The 14,998-nt window shown below is 50.2% G+C and carries 16 protein-coding genes; 12 read left to right on the forward strand and 4 right to left on the reverse strand.

Annotation, left to right across the window (positions count from 1 at the left end; translation table 11 throughout):
* Positions 1 to 70: 70 nt before the first annotated feature.
* Positions 71 to 760 carry an SIR2 family NAD-dependent protein deacylase gene (locus ACW9SV_RS13595; RefSeq protein WP_479557312.1) on the forward strand — a complete coding sequence of 230 codons (690 nt, stop codon included), beginning with the start codon at positions 71 to 73 and terminating at the stop codon, positions 758 to 760.
* A 45-nt stretch (positions 761 to 805) separates the two neighbouring features.
* Here ACW9SV_RS13595 and menC read toward each other — a convergent pair whose 3' ends face one another.
* Complete coding sequence (menC, locus tag ACW9SV_RS13600) at positions 806 to 1,885, reverse strand: o-succinylbenzoate synthase (RefSeq protein WP_479557313.1); 1,080 nt, start codon at positions 1,883 to 1,885, stop codon at positions 806 to 808.
* A gap of 79 nt (positions 1,886 to 1,964) precedes the next feature.
* On the opposite strand from menC, the gene egtB reads away from it, so the two are divergent.
* From egtB to ACW9SV_RS13625, 5 genes are all read left to right on the forward strand, one after another.
* On the forward strand, positions 1,965 to 3,257 hold the full coding sequence (gene egtB / locus ACW9SV_RS13605; protein ID WP_479557314.1) for an ergothioneine biosynthesis protein EgtB: 1,293 nt from the start codon (positions 1,965 to 1,967) through the stop codon (positions 3,255 to 3,257).
* A 15-nt stretch (positions 3,258 to 3,272) separates the two neighbouring features.
* Positions 3,273 to 4,277 carry an L-histidine N(alpha)-methyltransferase gene (gene egtD, locus ACW9SV_RS13610; RefSeq protein WP_479557315.1) on the forward strand — a complete coding sequence of 335 codons (1,005 nt, stop codon included), beginning with the start codon at positions 3,273 to 3,275 and terminating at the stop codon, positions 4,275 to 4,277.
* A 119-nt stretch (positions 4,278 to 4,396) separates the two neighbouring features.
* Entirely contained in the window at positions 4,397 to 5,491 is a 1,095-nt protein-coding gene (locus ACW9SV_RS13615) for a pyridoxal phosphate-dependent aminotransferase (RefSeq protein WP_479557316.1), read from the forward strand.
* Positions 5,492 to 5,808: 317 nt separating this feature from the next.
* Positions 5,809 to 7,143, forward strand: coding sequence for an MATE family efflux transporter (locus ACW9SV_RS13620; protein ID WP_479557317.1), 1,335 nt, complete (start codon positions 5,809 to 5,811; stop codon positions 7,141 to 7,143).
* Between the two features lie 67 nt (positions 7,144 to 7,210).
* Positions 7,211 to 7,762 carry a DUF922 domain-containing protein gene (locus ACW9SV_RS13625; protein ID WP_479557318.1) on the forward strand — a complete coding sequence of 184 codons (552 nt, stop codon included), beginning with the start codon at positions 7,211 to 7,213 and terminating at the stop codon, positions 7,760 to 7,762.
* A 105-nt stretch (positions 7,763 to 7,867) separates the two neighbouring features.
* Here the strand turns inward: ACW9SV_RS13625 and ACW9SV_RS13630 are convergent, their stop codons facing one another.
* Entirely contained in the window at positions 7,868 to 9,406 is a 1,539-nt protein-coding gene (locus ACW9SV_RS13630; protein WP_479557319.1) for an FAD-dependent oxidoreductase, read from the reverse strand.
* A 143-nt stretch (positions 9,407 to 9,549) separates the two neighbouring features.
* On the opposite strand from ACW9SV_RS13630, the gene ACW9SV_RS13635 reads away from it, so the two are divergent.
* On the forward strand, positions 9,550 to 9,888 hold the full coding sequence (locus ACW9SV_RS13635) for a tRNA-binding protein (protein WP_479557320.1): 339 nt from the start codon (positions 9,550 to 9,552) through the stop codon (positions 9,886 to 9,888).
* Here ACW9SV_RS13635 and ACW9SV_RS13640 read toward each other — a convergent pair.
* On the reverse strand, positions 9,881 to 10,357 hold the full coding sequence (locus ACW9SV_RS13640) for a DUF4296 domain-containing protein (RefSeq protein ID WP_479557321.1): 477 nt from the start codon (positions 10,355 to 10,357) through the stop codon (positions 9,881 to 9,883). The genes ACW9SV_RS13635 and ACW9SV_RS13640 overlap by 8 nt on opposite strands.
* 52 nt (positions 10,358 to 10,409) lie before the next feature.
* On the opposite strand from ACW9SV_RS13640, the gene ACW9SV_RS13645 reads away from it, so the two are divergent.
* From ACW9SV_RS13645 to ACW9SV_RS13665, 5 genes are all read left to right on the forward strand, one after another.
* A complete protein-coding gene (locus ACW9SV_RS13645) occupies positions 10,410 to 11,291 on the forward strand; it encodes a DUF58 domain-containing protein (RefSeq protein ID WP_479557322.1) in 882 nt (293 codons plus the stop codon).
* A gap of 122 nt (positions 11,292 to 11,413) precedes the next feature.
* Complete coding sequence (locus tag ACW9SV_RS13650) at positions 11,414 to 12,340, forward strand: hypothetical protein (protein ID WP_479557323.1); 927 nt, start codon at positions 11,414 to 11,416, stop codon at positions 12,338 to 12,340.
* Positions 12,321 to 13,370, forward strand: coding sequence for a VWA domain-containing protein (locus ACW9SV_RS13655; RefSeq protein WP_479557324.1), 1,050 nt, complete (start codon positions 12,321 to 12,323; stop codon positions 13,368 to 13,370). Before ACW9SV_RS13650 ends, ACW9SV_RS13655 begins: the two co-directional genes overlap by 20 nt.
* Before the next feature lie 2 nt (positions 13,371 to 13,372).
* Positions 13,373 to 14,056: a YggS family pyridoxal phosphate-dependent enzyme gene (locus ACW9SV_RS13660; RefSeq protein WP_479557387.1), complete on the forward strand. Its 684-nt coding sequence runs from the start codon at positions 13,373 to 13,375 to the stop codon at positions 14,054 to 14,056.
* Positions 14,057 to 14,081: 25 nt separating this feature from the next.
* The gene (locus ACW9SV_RS13665; protein ID WP_479557388.1) at positions 14,082 to 14,459 is read left to right on the forward strand and encodes a DUF423 domain-containing protein; all 378 of its coding nucleotides are present in this window, start codon (positions 14,082 to 14,084) and stop codon (positions 14,457 to 14,459) included.
* A gap of 87 nt (positions 14,460 to 14,546) precedes the next feature.
* On the opposite strand, the gene ACW9SV_RS13670 is transcribed toward ACW9SV_RS13665, so the two are convergent.
* Positions 14,547 to 14,996, reverse strand: a complete 450-nt coding sequence (locus tag ACW9SV_RS13670) for a DUF1573 domain-containing protein (RefSeq protein ID WP_479557325.1) — start codon at positions 14,994 to 14,996, stop codon at positions 14,547 to 14,549.
* Between the last annotated feature and the right edge of the window lie 2 nt (positions 14,997 to 14,998).

Raw genomic sequence — 14,998 nt, forward strand, 5'->3', positions numbered from 1 at the left:
TTCAGCCTTTTTCCCGTATCAAATACTTTATCTTAACCCTTTTCCCAACCTCTAGATTCAACACTCTTGTATGAAACAGAAAGTTGTAGTACTCACCGGAGCAGGAATCAGTGCCGAAAGTGGCCTGGCTACATTCAGAGACGCCAATGGGCTGTGGGAAGGACATGATGTTATGGAGGTTGCCTCCCCGGAGGGATGGAAGAAAAACCCGGCAATGGTGCTGGAATTCTACAACCAACGCCGAAAAAGCGCCTTAGGCGTAGAGCCCAATGCCGCCCATAAAACACTGGTAGACTTGGAGCAGAAGTTTGATGTGCGCATTATCACCCAGAACGTGGATGATTTGCATGAGCGGGCCGGGTCTTCGCACATTTTGCACCTGCACGGAAAACTGTTTGAAAGCCGCAGCACCAAAGACGAGAACCTGATTTACCCTATGACCGGATGGGCCCTTAACTTGGGGGATCTTTGTGAAAAAGGTTCTCAATTAAGGCCTAACATTGTCTGGTTTGGCGAAGCTGTGCCCTTAATAGAAGAAGCCGCCGAGGAAACCATGACCGCAGATTATCTACTCATCATTGGCACCTCGCTGCAGGTGTACCCAGCTGCCGGATTGGTCTCGTATGCGCCCCACGATACCCCTATTTACCTCATTGACCCCAACGCACCCAGAGTCTCGCACCGCAGGAATCTCACCATTATTCAGGAGAAGGCTACAGTAGGCGTGCCCGAGTTGGTCAAAAAACTTCTGGAAGAATAGGTCGGTTTCTGGTTTACTTTAGAATTTTAACTACAAAAATGCCACTCACTCAATCGGCAACTCCCAGGCTTTTTCTTTGTTGTACCAGAGCTCTTCCCCCCTGATTTCTAAAGGGGAAGCAAAGTTGTTGTGGTATAATTGCCCGGTGCCAAGCCCTTGTGGCAAGGGGTTTCCCAAGTCAGAGGCAAACTGCGCAATGGCATTCAACCCGATGTTCGATTCCAGGGCCGAGGTTAACCACGAATCAACACCCAGCGTTTGAGCCATCTGCGTCCACTCTCGACTGCTCATCAAGCCGCCCACTAGCGTGGGTTTGATGATAATGTACTGCGGCCGAATGGCGTTCAGCAAATTCCATTTGTTTTCCTGCCCTTTCACCCCGATCAATTCCTCGTCTAAGGCAATAGGAATGGGAGACACCTCGCACAGAAGCCGCATGTCCTCTATTTGCCCAGGTTTGATGGGTTGTTCCAGCGATTGAATGTGGTAAGTGGCCAGCTGCCGGATTTTTTCCTCCGCATTGTCCGGGGAAAAGGCTCCATTGGCGTCTAACCGAAGCTCCAGTTCCTCTGGCCCCGCGATACTTCTTATCTCTTTCAGGATTTTCAGCTCCTGGGCAAAGTCAAGGCCCCCTATCTTCAGTTTAAGGCACCGGAAGCCCTGCTCCATCTTTTTTTCAATCTGCTCCCGCATAAACGCCGTATCGCCCATCCAGACAAGGCCATTGATCTTTATTCCCTGCTCACCACGGGTGAATGGCGTTTTGTAGAAGACCTGATTAGCGCCTCGTAGGTAATCTAACCAGGCAGTTTCCCAAGCAAACCCGATGGAAGGCCACTCCGAAAGGGTATTCCAGAACTGCACCCCTTCTTCCATTTCAAGGTCTTCTACCGATAAAGCATTATATTGAGCGCAAACTTTTTCCAGGATTTGATGAAAATCAGGGGAATAGTCAAGGCTGAGGCCCGGCAAAGGCGAGCATTCGCCCCACCCATGGACATTGGGGCGGTCTGAGTGATGAACCCGCAGATAATGCGCCTTGTGGGTTTTCATGGCGCCTCTGGAAGTGCGGGCGTCGAATTTAAAGGTCAGTTCCCGGGAAAATGGAGTTAGGACGAAGGGCATAGACGTTCAGGATGCGCGGGTGAAGGTACAACCTTTCAGATTATTATTAGTTTAGTAGGTGTAAATACGTAAAAACTCCATGTCTTCTCTTACCCTGAACGGACCCGCCACTCTATTGGCTAGCTATAGACGCATCCGAAAGCAGACCGAAACCATTTGCGCGCCTCTTACCCCCGAGGACACTGTGATGCAGCCCATGGTAGATGTAAGTCCGCCGAAGTGGCACCTTGGGCACACCACTTGGTTTTTTGAAACCTTCCTGCTACAGCCGCACCTGCCCCACTACAAGGTGTTCCATCCGCAGTACGCCTTCCTATTCAACTCTTATTACAACAGCATGGGAAGCCGCGTGGCTCGCTCAGACCGGGGCACCTTATCGCGCCCGCCATTGGAAGACATTAACGCCTACCGCCGGCATGTGGACTATTGGATGGAGCAAGCCTTGACCTCAGACCACTTTCTAGCCGACGCCCAGGTGGAAGCCCTCATGGAACTGGGCCTACAGCACGAGCAACAGCATCAGGAACTGCTGGTCACGGACATCAAGTACATTCTAGGCTGCAACCCTTTGCTTCCCGCATACCAAACAAAACAAAGCCACGATTTAGAGCCTCTTTCGGGAAAACAGCCTTTAAATGAGTGGCTGGAGGTTCCTGCCGGCATGTACACTATTGGCCATACCGGTGAAGGTTTCTGCTTTGATAACGAGCTGCAAGCCCACCCGGTATACTTAACGGAGTTTCAGGCCCGCAAAACACTGGTGACCAATGCCGAGTACCTCGCGTTTATAGAAGCTGGGGGCTACTCAGATTTTAGGTATTGGTTAGAGGAAGGATGGCAACTTTGCCAACAGGCCAAATGGCAGGCCCCGTTGTACTGGACCAAACAGGAAAATGACTGGTGGTATTTCACTTTCAACGGCTTAGAAAAAGTGGACCTAAACGCCCCGGTCACGCACATCAGTTTTTACGAGGCCCTTGCTTTTGCCAATTGGTCTGGGCACCGCCTGCTCACCGAGTTTGAATGGGAAGCCTTTTGCCAGCTTTATGCCAATCCTTTGAAAAAAGGTAATTTCCTGGAAAGCGGCCTGTACCAGCCGGTTCCGGCTACTTATACTGAAAACGAGCAACAAGCTTCGCATCTGCTGGGCAATACCTGGGAATGGACGTATAGCGGGTATTTCCCGTACCCCGGTTTTGAGACGGCACCGGGCGCTATTGGCGAATACAACGGCAAGTTCATGGTGAACCAGATGGTATTACGTGGCGGTTCCTGCGCCACGCCTCAAAGCCACATCAGGCCTACTTACCGTAACTTTTTCCATGCAGACAAGCGCTGGCAGTTCACCGGCCTCCGGTTAGCGAAACGATAATCCAAGACACGATTTATGACTTCAACCTCTACCTCTAACAGCCTCGTTGACCTTCTGCCTACCCGTGTTTCTGATGATAATGGCCTTGCCCAGGATGTGATGCAAGGCTTGAGCCAGAGCCCCAAAAGGCTCTCATCCAGATTCTTTTATGACGCCAAAGGAAGTCAGCTTTTTCAGCAGATCATGGCGTTACCGGAGTACTATCTAACGAAACTGGAATACCAAATCTTGTCGCGCCAACGCAAGGAGATCCTGTTCGCCATTGACACCCACACTCCTTTTCAATTGGTTGATTTGGGGGCGGGAGATGCCTACAAAACCAAACTGCTGCTTTCTGAGTTAGTGGCTTCCCAAACCAACTTCTCCTACGTGCCCTTGGATATTTCAGATGACCAGCTCAACCTCCTGCTGGAGGACATGTATCACCGCTGGCCTAAGCTTCAGGTCAAAGCCTTGGCCGCCGAATATTTTCAAGGATTGGAATGGCTGAACCAACACGAACGGCAACGCAAAGTAGTTCTCTTTTTAGGGTCTAACCTGGGGAACTTTGACATGCCAGAAGCCCGTAATTTCCTTTGCACGCTCCGCAAAAGCCTGCACCCCGAGGACTCTTTCCTTTTAGGCCTGGATTTGCGAAAAGACCCGGAAAAGATAAGACGAGCCTATGACGATGCCGCGGGCATCACTTCGGCCTTCAACTTAAACCTACTGCACCGCATCAACAAAGAACTGCAAGCCAACTTTGATCTGGACCAGTTCCAGCACTTTGCCGAGTATGACCCCATTGAGGGGGCCATGCGCAGCTTCCTGATCAGCCGGAAACAGCAGGAGGTTCATATTGGAGCCTTGGGGCAGACTTTTCATTTTGAAGCCTGGGAGGCCATCCACACAGAGAACTCCTATAAATTCTCTTTGAAACAAGTAGAGGAAATGGCGCAGGATTGCGGGTTCTCGGTGCAAGACGTCTTCACAGACACCAGCCACGGCTTCGCCGATGTGCTGTTAAGGCCTTTGCCATAGGTGGGCTTTAAATATGTTGGCCCAGTTCAGTGGTCATTTCCTAAAATCAGGCCCAAAGCTTCTGCCTTTGTTTTCTTTGCGTAGTTTGTTTATCATCAGGTACCTAATCCAAGAAGTAGATGGATGTTATACCTCTGCATTTAGGCCTTAGCCACTTCCATACCCCGGCTGTTGCCGTAGAAGCCATGCAAAAAGCCGTGGCCCGACACGAGACTTTCTACGGACCTAATGAAGGGCTACCTGATCTCAGGTATGCCCTGGCGCAACGCTACTTGGAAGACGAAAGTGTACCCTTACCGGCGGAACAGATTCTGATCACCCACGGGGCCAAACACGCCATTCACCTGTATCTGCAAAGCTTGCTGGAACCCGAAGATGAAGTCATTGCTTTAGCCCCCTATTGGTTTGCTTTTCCCGAGCTGATTCGGCAAAGTGGGGGCAAACTGGTGACGGTTCCCGCAAACCCAGAGCAAGGATATGCACTGGACCTGGAAAGTATCCGGAAGAAAATCAACCAGGACACCAAGCTATTAATCCTCACCAACCCCGGAAACCCTACGGGCAAAGTGTACTCCCTTACTGAACTGCAACCGGTAGCTCAACTGCTGGAGGAGTTTCCCAACTTGCATTTGCTTTCCGATGAGATCTATGACGGGTTAAGTTATGATGCCCCCGTGCCCAGCTTTTTACGGTTTGAACACCTGAGAGATAGAGTAGCCGTGGTGAACGGATTCTCCAAATCGTTCGCTATGTCTGGCTGGCGGATTGGCTACCTGATTGCACCGTTCCCCGTCCTGCACAAAGCCACCGAATTGCAACGGAAACTTATCTCGGGGGTATCCCCTTTTTTGCAGGCGGGAGCGGTGGCCGCTACCCAGCACCGCCACCAAATTTGGAAACACTTCAGGGAAGATCTGGAGGCCAAGCGGGAGCGTGTTAGCCATGTATTAGGAAAAATGCCTAAACTGAAGTTTACCCTGCCAGATGCCGGGTACTATTTCACCCTGCAGGTAGATGGTTGTTTGCAGCCCCAAGACCTTTCCTCTCCTTTCCAATGGGTAGAAGAATGGTCGGCTGCCTTGAAGGACCAAGTCGGTTTGGAAGTACTATGCGCCACTACCATGGGCATGCCCGGTGCGGTGCGCATGTCTTTTGCCTTGCCGGACGATATCCTAGATAATGCCTTACTGCGGTTACAGGCTTTTGTCTCCTGAAGGTGAATCTAAAACAGAAATTTAAGTTCTTGTTCCCCTTAAAAATGGCTATAGATAAACTTTCAACATATTAACCTAAGCAACTAATTCTGTGCAAGTTTCAGCTAATGGCACCTAAAACGTAGGGGTTGCTTTCTTGTAGTCCTAATAGCTTACACCTTATTCATTTAAATAAACCCCACTTGAAAACTGGGCAGCAATTCCCCTTTGTCAGGTTGCAGTTTTCTTTTTAACCCTCCTCATTTGCTAAGTGACATTTGTCCTCAGGGGTAAGCGAAAATAGCCGTAGCTTTGCGGGCTCTTTAAAAAAATTGCCCGTGATTTTTTCCTCCCTCTACCGCGAACATTATAAAAGCACGTTCTGGTTAGCCTATCCTGTGGTGTTAAGCCAATTGGGCCACATCTTAGTATCCGTGGCTGACAGCGTAATGGCAGGCCGTATTGGAACAGCGCAATTGGCAGCCGCCTCCCTAGGCAACAGTATTTTCACCATCACCTTGGTGTTTGGGTTAGGAATCTCCTACAGCATCACCCCTTTGGTTGCTCGGGCAGACGGCCGTAAAAATCACACCCGGATTGCCCTGATCTTGGTCAATGGGTTGTTTCTGAATACCGCCATGGGAATCTTGCTTTTCTTGGCATTCTGGGGCCTCTCCCCGCTCATCGCCTACTTAAATCAGCCGGAAGAAGTAGTTCGCTTGGCCATTCCGTACGTGAACATCCTGTTTTTATCCATGGTACCGCTGATGGTATTTCAGGCCTTCAAGCAGTTTGCCGAAGGGTTGTCGCTCACTAAGCAATCCATGTACATCTCCATTTTCGCGAACGTGGTTAACGTAGGCCTTAATTACGTGCTTATCTATGGAAAACTAGGAATGCCCGCCTTGGGTCTGAATGGGGCCGCTTGGGCTACCCTGATCTCTAGGGTGTTGATGGCAATTATGATGGCCGCCTTTGTGATGCGGGCACGTCGGTTTTCCAGATACAATAAGTATCTGCGTTGGGCCAATCTTTCCTGGACCCACATGGTACGCATGTTCAAGATCGGGTTCCCTATCTCCCTGCAAATGATCTTTGAGATGGGGGCGTTCAGTTTCTCGGCGGTAATGATAGGCTGGGTTGGCGCGCGGGACCTGGCGGCCCACCAGATTGCTTTGAACGTGGCTTCGGTAACGTACATGATGGCCAGCGGAATATCCTCGGCGGCCACCATCAGAGTTGGGAAGCTACGGGGTTCCGGTGACTTGCACGGGGCACATGTGGCGGGCAATAGCAGCCTTATCTTAGGCGCCCTGTTCATGGCCGGAAGCGCCACTTTAATCATTTTAGGCAAAGACCTTATCCCCCATTTGTACGTGAAAGACCCTTCTGTGCACCTACTGGCTTCCAAACTCCTTATCATCGCGGCTATTTTTCAATTGTCTGATGGGGTGCAAGTAGTAGGTTTAGGTGCCTTGCGGGGCCTTGAGGACGTGAAAATTCCCAGCATGGTTTCCCTTTTCTCCTATTGGTTGATTGCCTTACCCGTGGGGTATGCCTTGGGTTTCTGGCTGAACTTTGGTGCTACCGGCATCTGGTTAGGGCTGTTTACGGGCTTAACCATTGCGGCCGTGCTCCTATTTTTCCGGTTCAAGAAGCTTAGTCCGCAATAATTTTTTTATAACTTAGTTGTGAAAGGAAGAAACTCCTTTTGGTAAAGAACGTGTTACCGCAGCAGCTATGTCGTTTTTATTTCTACCCCTGTGGATTAGTACGCTGTTATTTGGCTCTTTTCCTGAACTGAACCCTAAACCCTCTGCCCCCCTTGCCGCGGACATTCCCTGGACGGTGCAAAAGCGCCTCACTTGGGATGATTTCGCGGGGAACCCTGCGCCCGACAACAACCACCATGCCCTTACCTCCACCAACATGGAGATGAAGGTCAAGTGCGAAAATAACAAACTGAAGTTTAAGGTTGACGCCGTTTTCAAGCCCAAAGAATCCTGGACGCGGAACAAAACCTCGGTGTTGTTACTGGCCCATGAGCAGTTGCATTTTGATTTGACCGAGCTTCATGCCCGTATGCTGCGCAAGCGCCTGGCTGAACTGCCAAACGCCTGCAACCGTGGGGCGGCGGACCTCAACAAATACGCCACCGAGGCTTTCAACAACTGGCACAAAGAGCAGGACCTCTACGACCGCGAAAGCCGTCATGGTCTTGACAAAGAGGTTCAATTAGATTGGATCGCTTCGGTAGAAGTAAGATTAAAGCAACTGGAAGCGTACAAGTAAGCGAGTTAGCTTTCCTGATAAAATGAACAATAAGAAAAGAGGTGCTTTGAGGCTGTCTTCTAAAAAACAGCCTCAAAGCACCTCTTTTCTTATAGAACCTACTTCTTACAACTTCTCTAAATCCCTTGGAGCTGGTCCTGCCACTACCTTTCCGTACGGATCGAAACGGGAGCCATGGCAAGGGCAATCCCAAGAGTTCTCCAAGTTATTCCAGTGTACAATACAGCCTAAGTGGGTACAAACGGCTGAGCATTCATGCCGGTTTCCTTGGGCATCTGCGTAAACGGCTACTTTGCCCATTCCCTTTTGAATCACCATGCCGGTACCCGGCGCAAGTACCTCTTCCTCTTTGTGACCTGGCTTCACCCAATCAAGGTATTGGCTAGCTACGTTTAAGTTCTCTTTTAGGAATTCCTTTGCAGAATCGGTGGAGAAAGTAACTCGACCCGGATCATAGAGTGCCTCCCAGGGGTTAACCCGCTCACAGATTAAATCAGTAATTAGGATACCGGCAATGGTGCCGTGCGTCATACCATGCCCTGAGTCGCCGGTGGCGATGTACACATGTTTGCTGTCACCGGGATTGCGTCCAATGAAGCCCATGAAGTCTACCGGTTCCATCACTTGGCCAGACCAGCGGAAGACCACATCCTGCGCCATCGGGTATTTTTTACGGGTCCATTCTTCCAGACAATCAAAGCGTTCGTTTTCGTCTCCGTTGCTCTGCCCGGTTTTATGGTCCTCACCGCCTACGATCAAGATCTCAGAATCAAGGTTCTCCTCCCCGGCAATGGTACCCAGGCGCACATAGTGGTAAGGATCAGAATCATCCCAATAAAGGGCAGTTGGAACGCTACCTTTGGGCACCCTAGCCCCTATCACGTAAGTGCGATAAGGTGCTTGCTTGGTGTGCATGGTCACCTGATCGTTCACCGGAGAATTGGTACACACCACCAGATGGTTGGCAGTAACTGCAAACCCTTGATCAGTGATGGCTCGGTGCACCCTACCAGTGTCAAATTCCTTTACATGGCTGTTGGTGTAGATTTCTCCCCCATGGTCAAGGATGTAGCGGCTTAGCGCAGAAAGGTATTTTACCGGATGAAATTGGGCCTGGCGCGGGAACATCAGACAGGGTCCTTCGCTGACGCTTGGCAAGGGGCATTGTTTCAGCTTCACCACGTCCATAATCCCCAATTCATGGCAGGCAGCCAATTCCTGATCCAATTGGTCCTCGGTATCGCTGGCTCCTAGAAACAGGTACCCCGGCAAGTACTGGAAATCGCATTGTATCTTTTCGTCTCTGATGATCTGCTCTATCTTGTGAATGGCATCTCTGTGGCTTTCATAGGCCAATAGCGCCTGTGCTTTCCCGAAGACCTTAATCAGGGTTGAAAATCGGTCATCCAAGGCCCAGGAAAGGTGGGCGGTGGTTCGGCTGGTTTCGCCTCCGCAAATCTCACCGGCATCCACCACCACTACTTTCTTTCCTTCTTTAGCCAGTAAATAGGCAGTGGTCAGCCCCGATATTCCTGCTCCCACCACACAGATATCGGTGGTCACGTTGGTGTTCAGCGTTTGGGTCACCGGCATTTCCACGCCTGGTTGCCAAACCGATAAAGTAGTACCCGTATTGTTTTTCATAGTTTGGTGAGGTATTGGTAGAGGCGGTTTATTTCTACAAAACCGCCTTTTGGGATACGGCCCCCTGCCGTAGAGGTTTCTACGGAGCACGGGCCGTATTTGTCCCCTACAGGAAGAGCCCTTAACTTGCCATCAAAAAAACTATGGAAAACGTCATTACCTGGGAGCAATTTACGGCTGTGGACCTGCGCGTGGGCACCATTGTGCGGGCAGAAGCCTTCCCCGAAGCCAGAAAACCCGCCTACAAACTATGGGTGGACCTGGGCGAGTTAGGAATAAAAAAATCAAGCGCACAGATTACGCGCCGCTATACGTTAGAAGAGGTAGTAGGCAAACAGGTGATCTGCGTGGCTAACTTTCCTAAAAAGCAGATTGGTCCTTGGTTGTCGGAGGTATTGGTGACCGGGTTTGAGGATGAGGAAGGTAACATTGTGCTGGCCCAACCACAAGCAGAAGTTCCTAATGGCAAGCGCCTTATCTGATCATTCTTTTGATTTTACTTCCAAGCTTGGAAGAATCTGGGTTGGCCAGCTTCTTGATTTTGAGGGTAACCACTTTGGCAGTGTCTTGCTTAGGCGAAACCTGGGTTGTATCAGGTACTGTAGGGGTGGCACTGGTAAGTTTTGCCTCGCGCAGGCTCAGGCTGTCCAGGACCACTTCGTAGATCTTGTCCAGGGTTGCGGGATTGGAAAGATAAAAGTCATAGCTGTGCTTGAACGCACTATCTGAGACCCCATGCCGTTTTAAAAGACGTTTATGAGCCTCGCGGTAGGCCACCCGTGAAGAATCATAGTGTGGGATGGTCCGGTTGATGGCTGCCTCGGTGAGGTGAACGTCAATCATGATCTTGGACATCTTCTCCTCAGAAATCAAATCGGTTGGTTTCTCCGCCTCAGGGGTGCAGGAAAAGAGCGCCAAAGGCAGTAAAAGGAGACACAAACGTTTTTTCACGCGGTTGTTCGTAAGTTTGGGTAATTTTAACGCTGCATAAACCTAAGCAGGTATGAAAGACTTGGTCAGGAAGCTACGAAAGTACGAGATACAGATCAGAAAGGCAATTGACGCCCAAATGCAGGGCGACTTCAAATCTGTGTTCAAAAGCTCTGGGCTTGAGTTTGATGACGTGCGCGCCTACCAGTACGGAGACGACGTGCGCTCCATTGACTGGAACGTATCGGCGAAGGGCCACGGCACCTTTGTGAAAACCTACCGCGAAGAGAAAGAGCAGAACGTTTTCCTGTTGCTGGATGTGAGCGGCTCCCATTCCCTGGGCACCCCGGGTTCCCAGAAGATGGACGTGGGCAAAGAGATTGGGGGCATTTTGGCGTTATCGGCCTTAAAACAGGGAAGTCAACTGGGCATGATCTGCTTCAGCGACGGGAAAGAACGGTACCTGAAACCCGGCAAAGGAAACGACCATGCCTATAGTTTGATCAAGACCTTAGCCGTTTTGCAGCCGCAATCCCTTAAAACCAACATAGGCGCCGGTATCAAACTGTGCCTGAACGTGGTGAAAAGGAAGAGCATCATCATTCTGATATCAGACTTCATTGACCTCAACTACGAGCGCGAGTTGATCATGCTGGCGAAGAAACATGACTTGATTGTGTTGCAGCTCATGGACAAACGGGAGATTGACTTTCCTAAACTGGGCATCATTCCCCTGCAGGATAAGGAAACCGGCAAAACCATTTGGGTCAACACCTCTTCTAAGGACTTCCGTGATCGGTACCTGCTGCCTTACGCCCAGAACCAGGAACGCCTTATGAAACTCTGCCGCCAGTACCAAGCCGATTTCCTTCCCATCTTTGTGGAACAGGACTATGTGCCGCAATTGGTGAATCTTTTCAAAGCAAGAAACAAAATCATGAAGCGGAGCGCTTAGGCTTTCAGCTTGTTTTTAACGAATTGTGCTTATATCGCTTATTTCAATTTTGCAGAAAATAACTTTAACTTAATTTAAAGCGAACGACTGGTGAAAACTGGCCGTTACCTTACCCTCAGATATTGCTTTCACTACTTAAAAAGGCCGGTTGTCTTTTCTTCTGTCTGCTTCCATTCTGCTCCTGGGCCCAATTTCCGGCCATCAAAATAGAAGGATTTTTCCTCCGCGATTCCGTGGAGGTAGGGCAGTCTGTCAAGTATGTGCTGCTCTCCCGGCATTCTCCCCAAGCAGAAGTGGTTTTCCCGGATACCTCTTTTCAGTTCTCTCCTTTTGAATTGGTACGGAAAGATTTCTTTCCCACCAGAACGGTCAAGGGCATCAGTACCGATAGCACTGTCTACACCCTGCGCACCTTCAGCCTGAAGTCTCTACAGACGCTTCAGCTTACGGCACAGTTGTTCCATAACGGTGACACCCTGCACTTGGAAGCACAGCGGGACACCATTTTCCTGAAGCAAAATGTAACCAATATCCCAGATCCGCTGCCCTTGAAATCGGCTACCCAGTTGCGGCCCATTCCCGAGCAATTCAACTATGTGTACTGGTCCTTGGGAGCTTTGGCAGGGGCTATTCTCATTGGCGGTATTTGGGGGCTTTTTGGGCAGGGCATTAACTTGCGCTACAAACTGTACGTGCTCCGTAAAGACCAGGCCCAATTTCTGTCCAGGTTCCAGACCTCGCGGGAGCGTTTCCAACGGGGTAAAACCTTAGATCAGCTGGAGCGGGCTATAACTTTATGGAAGAACTACTTAACCAAACTGGAAGATACCGCTATCAACTCCTTTACCACCAAAGAAATAGCCACTTACTACGAAGAAGATGAACGGGTGAGCAACGCCCTTAAAGTGTGCGACCGCGCCATCTACGGTAACATCATCTCAGACGACGAAACCGAGGTGACCGATTCTTTAAGCCAGTTAGCTGATTTTGCCGCTTACCGGTATGTTTTAATCAGAGACTCTTTGCGAAATGTGGCAAGCTCCCGCTGATTTCTCCTGGCTGAACCTGAGTTGGTTCTCTTGGCGCACCTGGCAATCTTTTGACTGGGCGAACCAGGGTTTTCTGTATGCCCTCTTTAGCGTACCGGTCTTGTTTTTCCTGCGCTGGCTTTTCTACATGCGGTTCCGGAAGAAAATGGATGTGGCCCTCTTTGAGGGCGATGTCACCTGGCACTGGTCCAGCGTTCTGCGCTACATCCCCGATGTGGTGTTCGGCCTATTTCTCATGCTGGTGCTGGTGGCTCTGGCCCGGCCGCAGAAGACCGACGAAACCGTTGAACTCTCGTCTGAGGGAATTGACATCGTACTAGTCATGGACGTGTCTGGCTCCATGGAATTAACTGATTTTTTACCCAATCGGCTGGAAGCCGCCAAAGAAGTAGCCCTGCAATTCGTGAACGGCCGGGTCCAAGACAGGATTGGCTTGGTGGTGTTTGCTGGGCGGGCGTTTTCCCTGGCTCCCCTCACCACGGATTATGAACTCATCAAGGAAAGCATTAGAGGTATTAAACTAGGGATGGTTTCTGAGGACGGAACCGCTATCGGGAGCGCCCTGGCAGTAGCCATCAACCGGTTGCGGGAATCTAAAGCCAAGTCAAAGGTTTGTATCTTGATCAGTGACGGGGAAAACACGGCCGGAAGCCTAGATCCTGAGTTGGCGGCGCAACTGGCCCACGCCTTCCAACTGAAACTGTATACCGTGGGTATCGGGAAGGAAGGCACCGTGCAGATGCAGGCAGACTCCTCTGGCAAAACCATCACCGTTCAAACCGGTTTGGAGGAGAAGACGCTCCGGCAGTTGGCTTCTCTGGCCGAGGGACAGTTTTACCGGGCCCAAAACGCCAACACCCTCTCAGAGATCTTCCAGAGAATCAACTCTCTGGAGAAAACGGAGATAAAAGAAACCCGTTACCGCGATACGCGTGACTATTACCAGATATATTTGCGGTGGGCTATTGTCATGCTGCTGCTGTGGCTTTTGCTTAAAAACACCTTTTTCACCAATGCGTTAGAAGACTGATGATGTCTATCCAAGAAAGCATACAAGATTTCCAGAAGCGATTAGAAGGCACCAACTGTCAACTGATTGCCGTTTCCAAAACGCACCCGGTAGAACTGATCCAGGAGGCGTACGAGGGTGGGCAGCGCGCGTTTGGGGAGAACAAGGCGCAGGAAATGAAAGACAAGCAGCCGCAACTACCGCAAGACATAGAGTGGCACATGATTGGGCACCTACAGACGAACAAGGTGAAATACATCGCTCCGTTTGTGCACCTCATCCAATCAGTGGACAGCTTGCGTTTACTACAGGAAATAAACAAACAGGCCCTAAAACATAATCGGGTCATTGACTGCCTGCTCCAATTCTACATTGCCGAGGAGGAAACCAAGTTCGGACTAGACTTGGCAGAAGCGCAGCAGATGTTACGATCAGAGGAGTTTACGTCTCTACAAAACGTGCGCATCTGCGGGGTAATGGGCGTGGCTACCAACACCGATGATGAGCAGCACCTGCAGCGGGAATTTGCCCGATTACGGGGTTATTTTGAAGCCCTGCGGGATGAGTTTTTTCAAGCGACTATATATTTCAAAGAGATTTCCATGGGCATGAGCTCAGATTACCAGTTGGCCATTGCCGAGGGCAGTACCATGATCAGGGTGGGCAGCGCTATTTTCGGTAACCGCAACTACGCGGTCTCTCCTTAATTCTACTTATTTACTTAAAATGACAATTAAAACGATATTAATTCTGGGCGCCCTTCTTAGTGGATTAGGCGTAATGATTGGGGCATTCGGGGCGCATGGGTTATCGAAGCTTTTGACGGAGACTGGAAGAACAGAGACCTTTGAAACCGCCGTAAAATACCAGATGTACCATGCCTTGGGCTTGCTGCTGGTGGGCGTGCTCATGACCCAGTTTCCAGCCGCCACGGGTATGCGCCTTTCTGGCCTCTGCTTTTTAATTGGTATCCTGATTTTCTCCGGCTCACTGTATATTCTTTGCCTCACCGGCATCAGATGGATGGGGGCAATTACGCCTATTGGCGGGTTGTTCCTGATTGTCGGCTGGCTGAACCTGGTGTGGTCTTTGGCGAAGAATCTACCTTAAAGCACATATTTCTAAAAAGAAAAGCGCCTCTCCTGCAATGCAAGAAAGGCGCTTTTTATATGTTTCTGGCAAAGAAGCCCTAAACTACTAATTAGCGGAAGCTATGGTTGAGGAAAACACGATCTGCGTATTGCCCTGCACCGCATTTGACTCCACAATGAGCACTTTATTTTGCTGTCCCCTTTTTCCGGCGCTGTTGAACCGGGCTTTGAGCACCGCGGTTTCGCCCGGCATTACCGGTGCTTGCGGGTATTCTGAGGCCGTACAACCGCAGGTGGTCTTTACATTGTAGATGATCAAAGGCAGCGTGCCATTGTTGACAAACTTAAAGGCATGCTCTATGACATCGCCCTGTTTAATATCCCCATAGTTAAACTTCGGCTCATCAAACAGAATAGACGGACCTACGGGAGCCGGGGCTGGAGCAGCAATGGGCGTTAAGGGAGCATTTGCGGCTTTGGTACCGGTAGTGTCCTGTGCCATGGCTGCTGAACCACCAAACAGCATAAACAAAGCGCCGAAGAATATTTTTTTCATTT

The organism is Rufibacter sp. JT20002 (assembly GCF_056491185.1).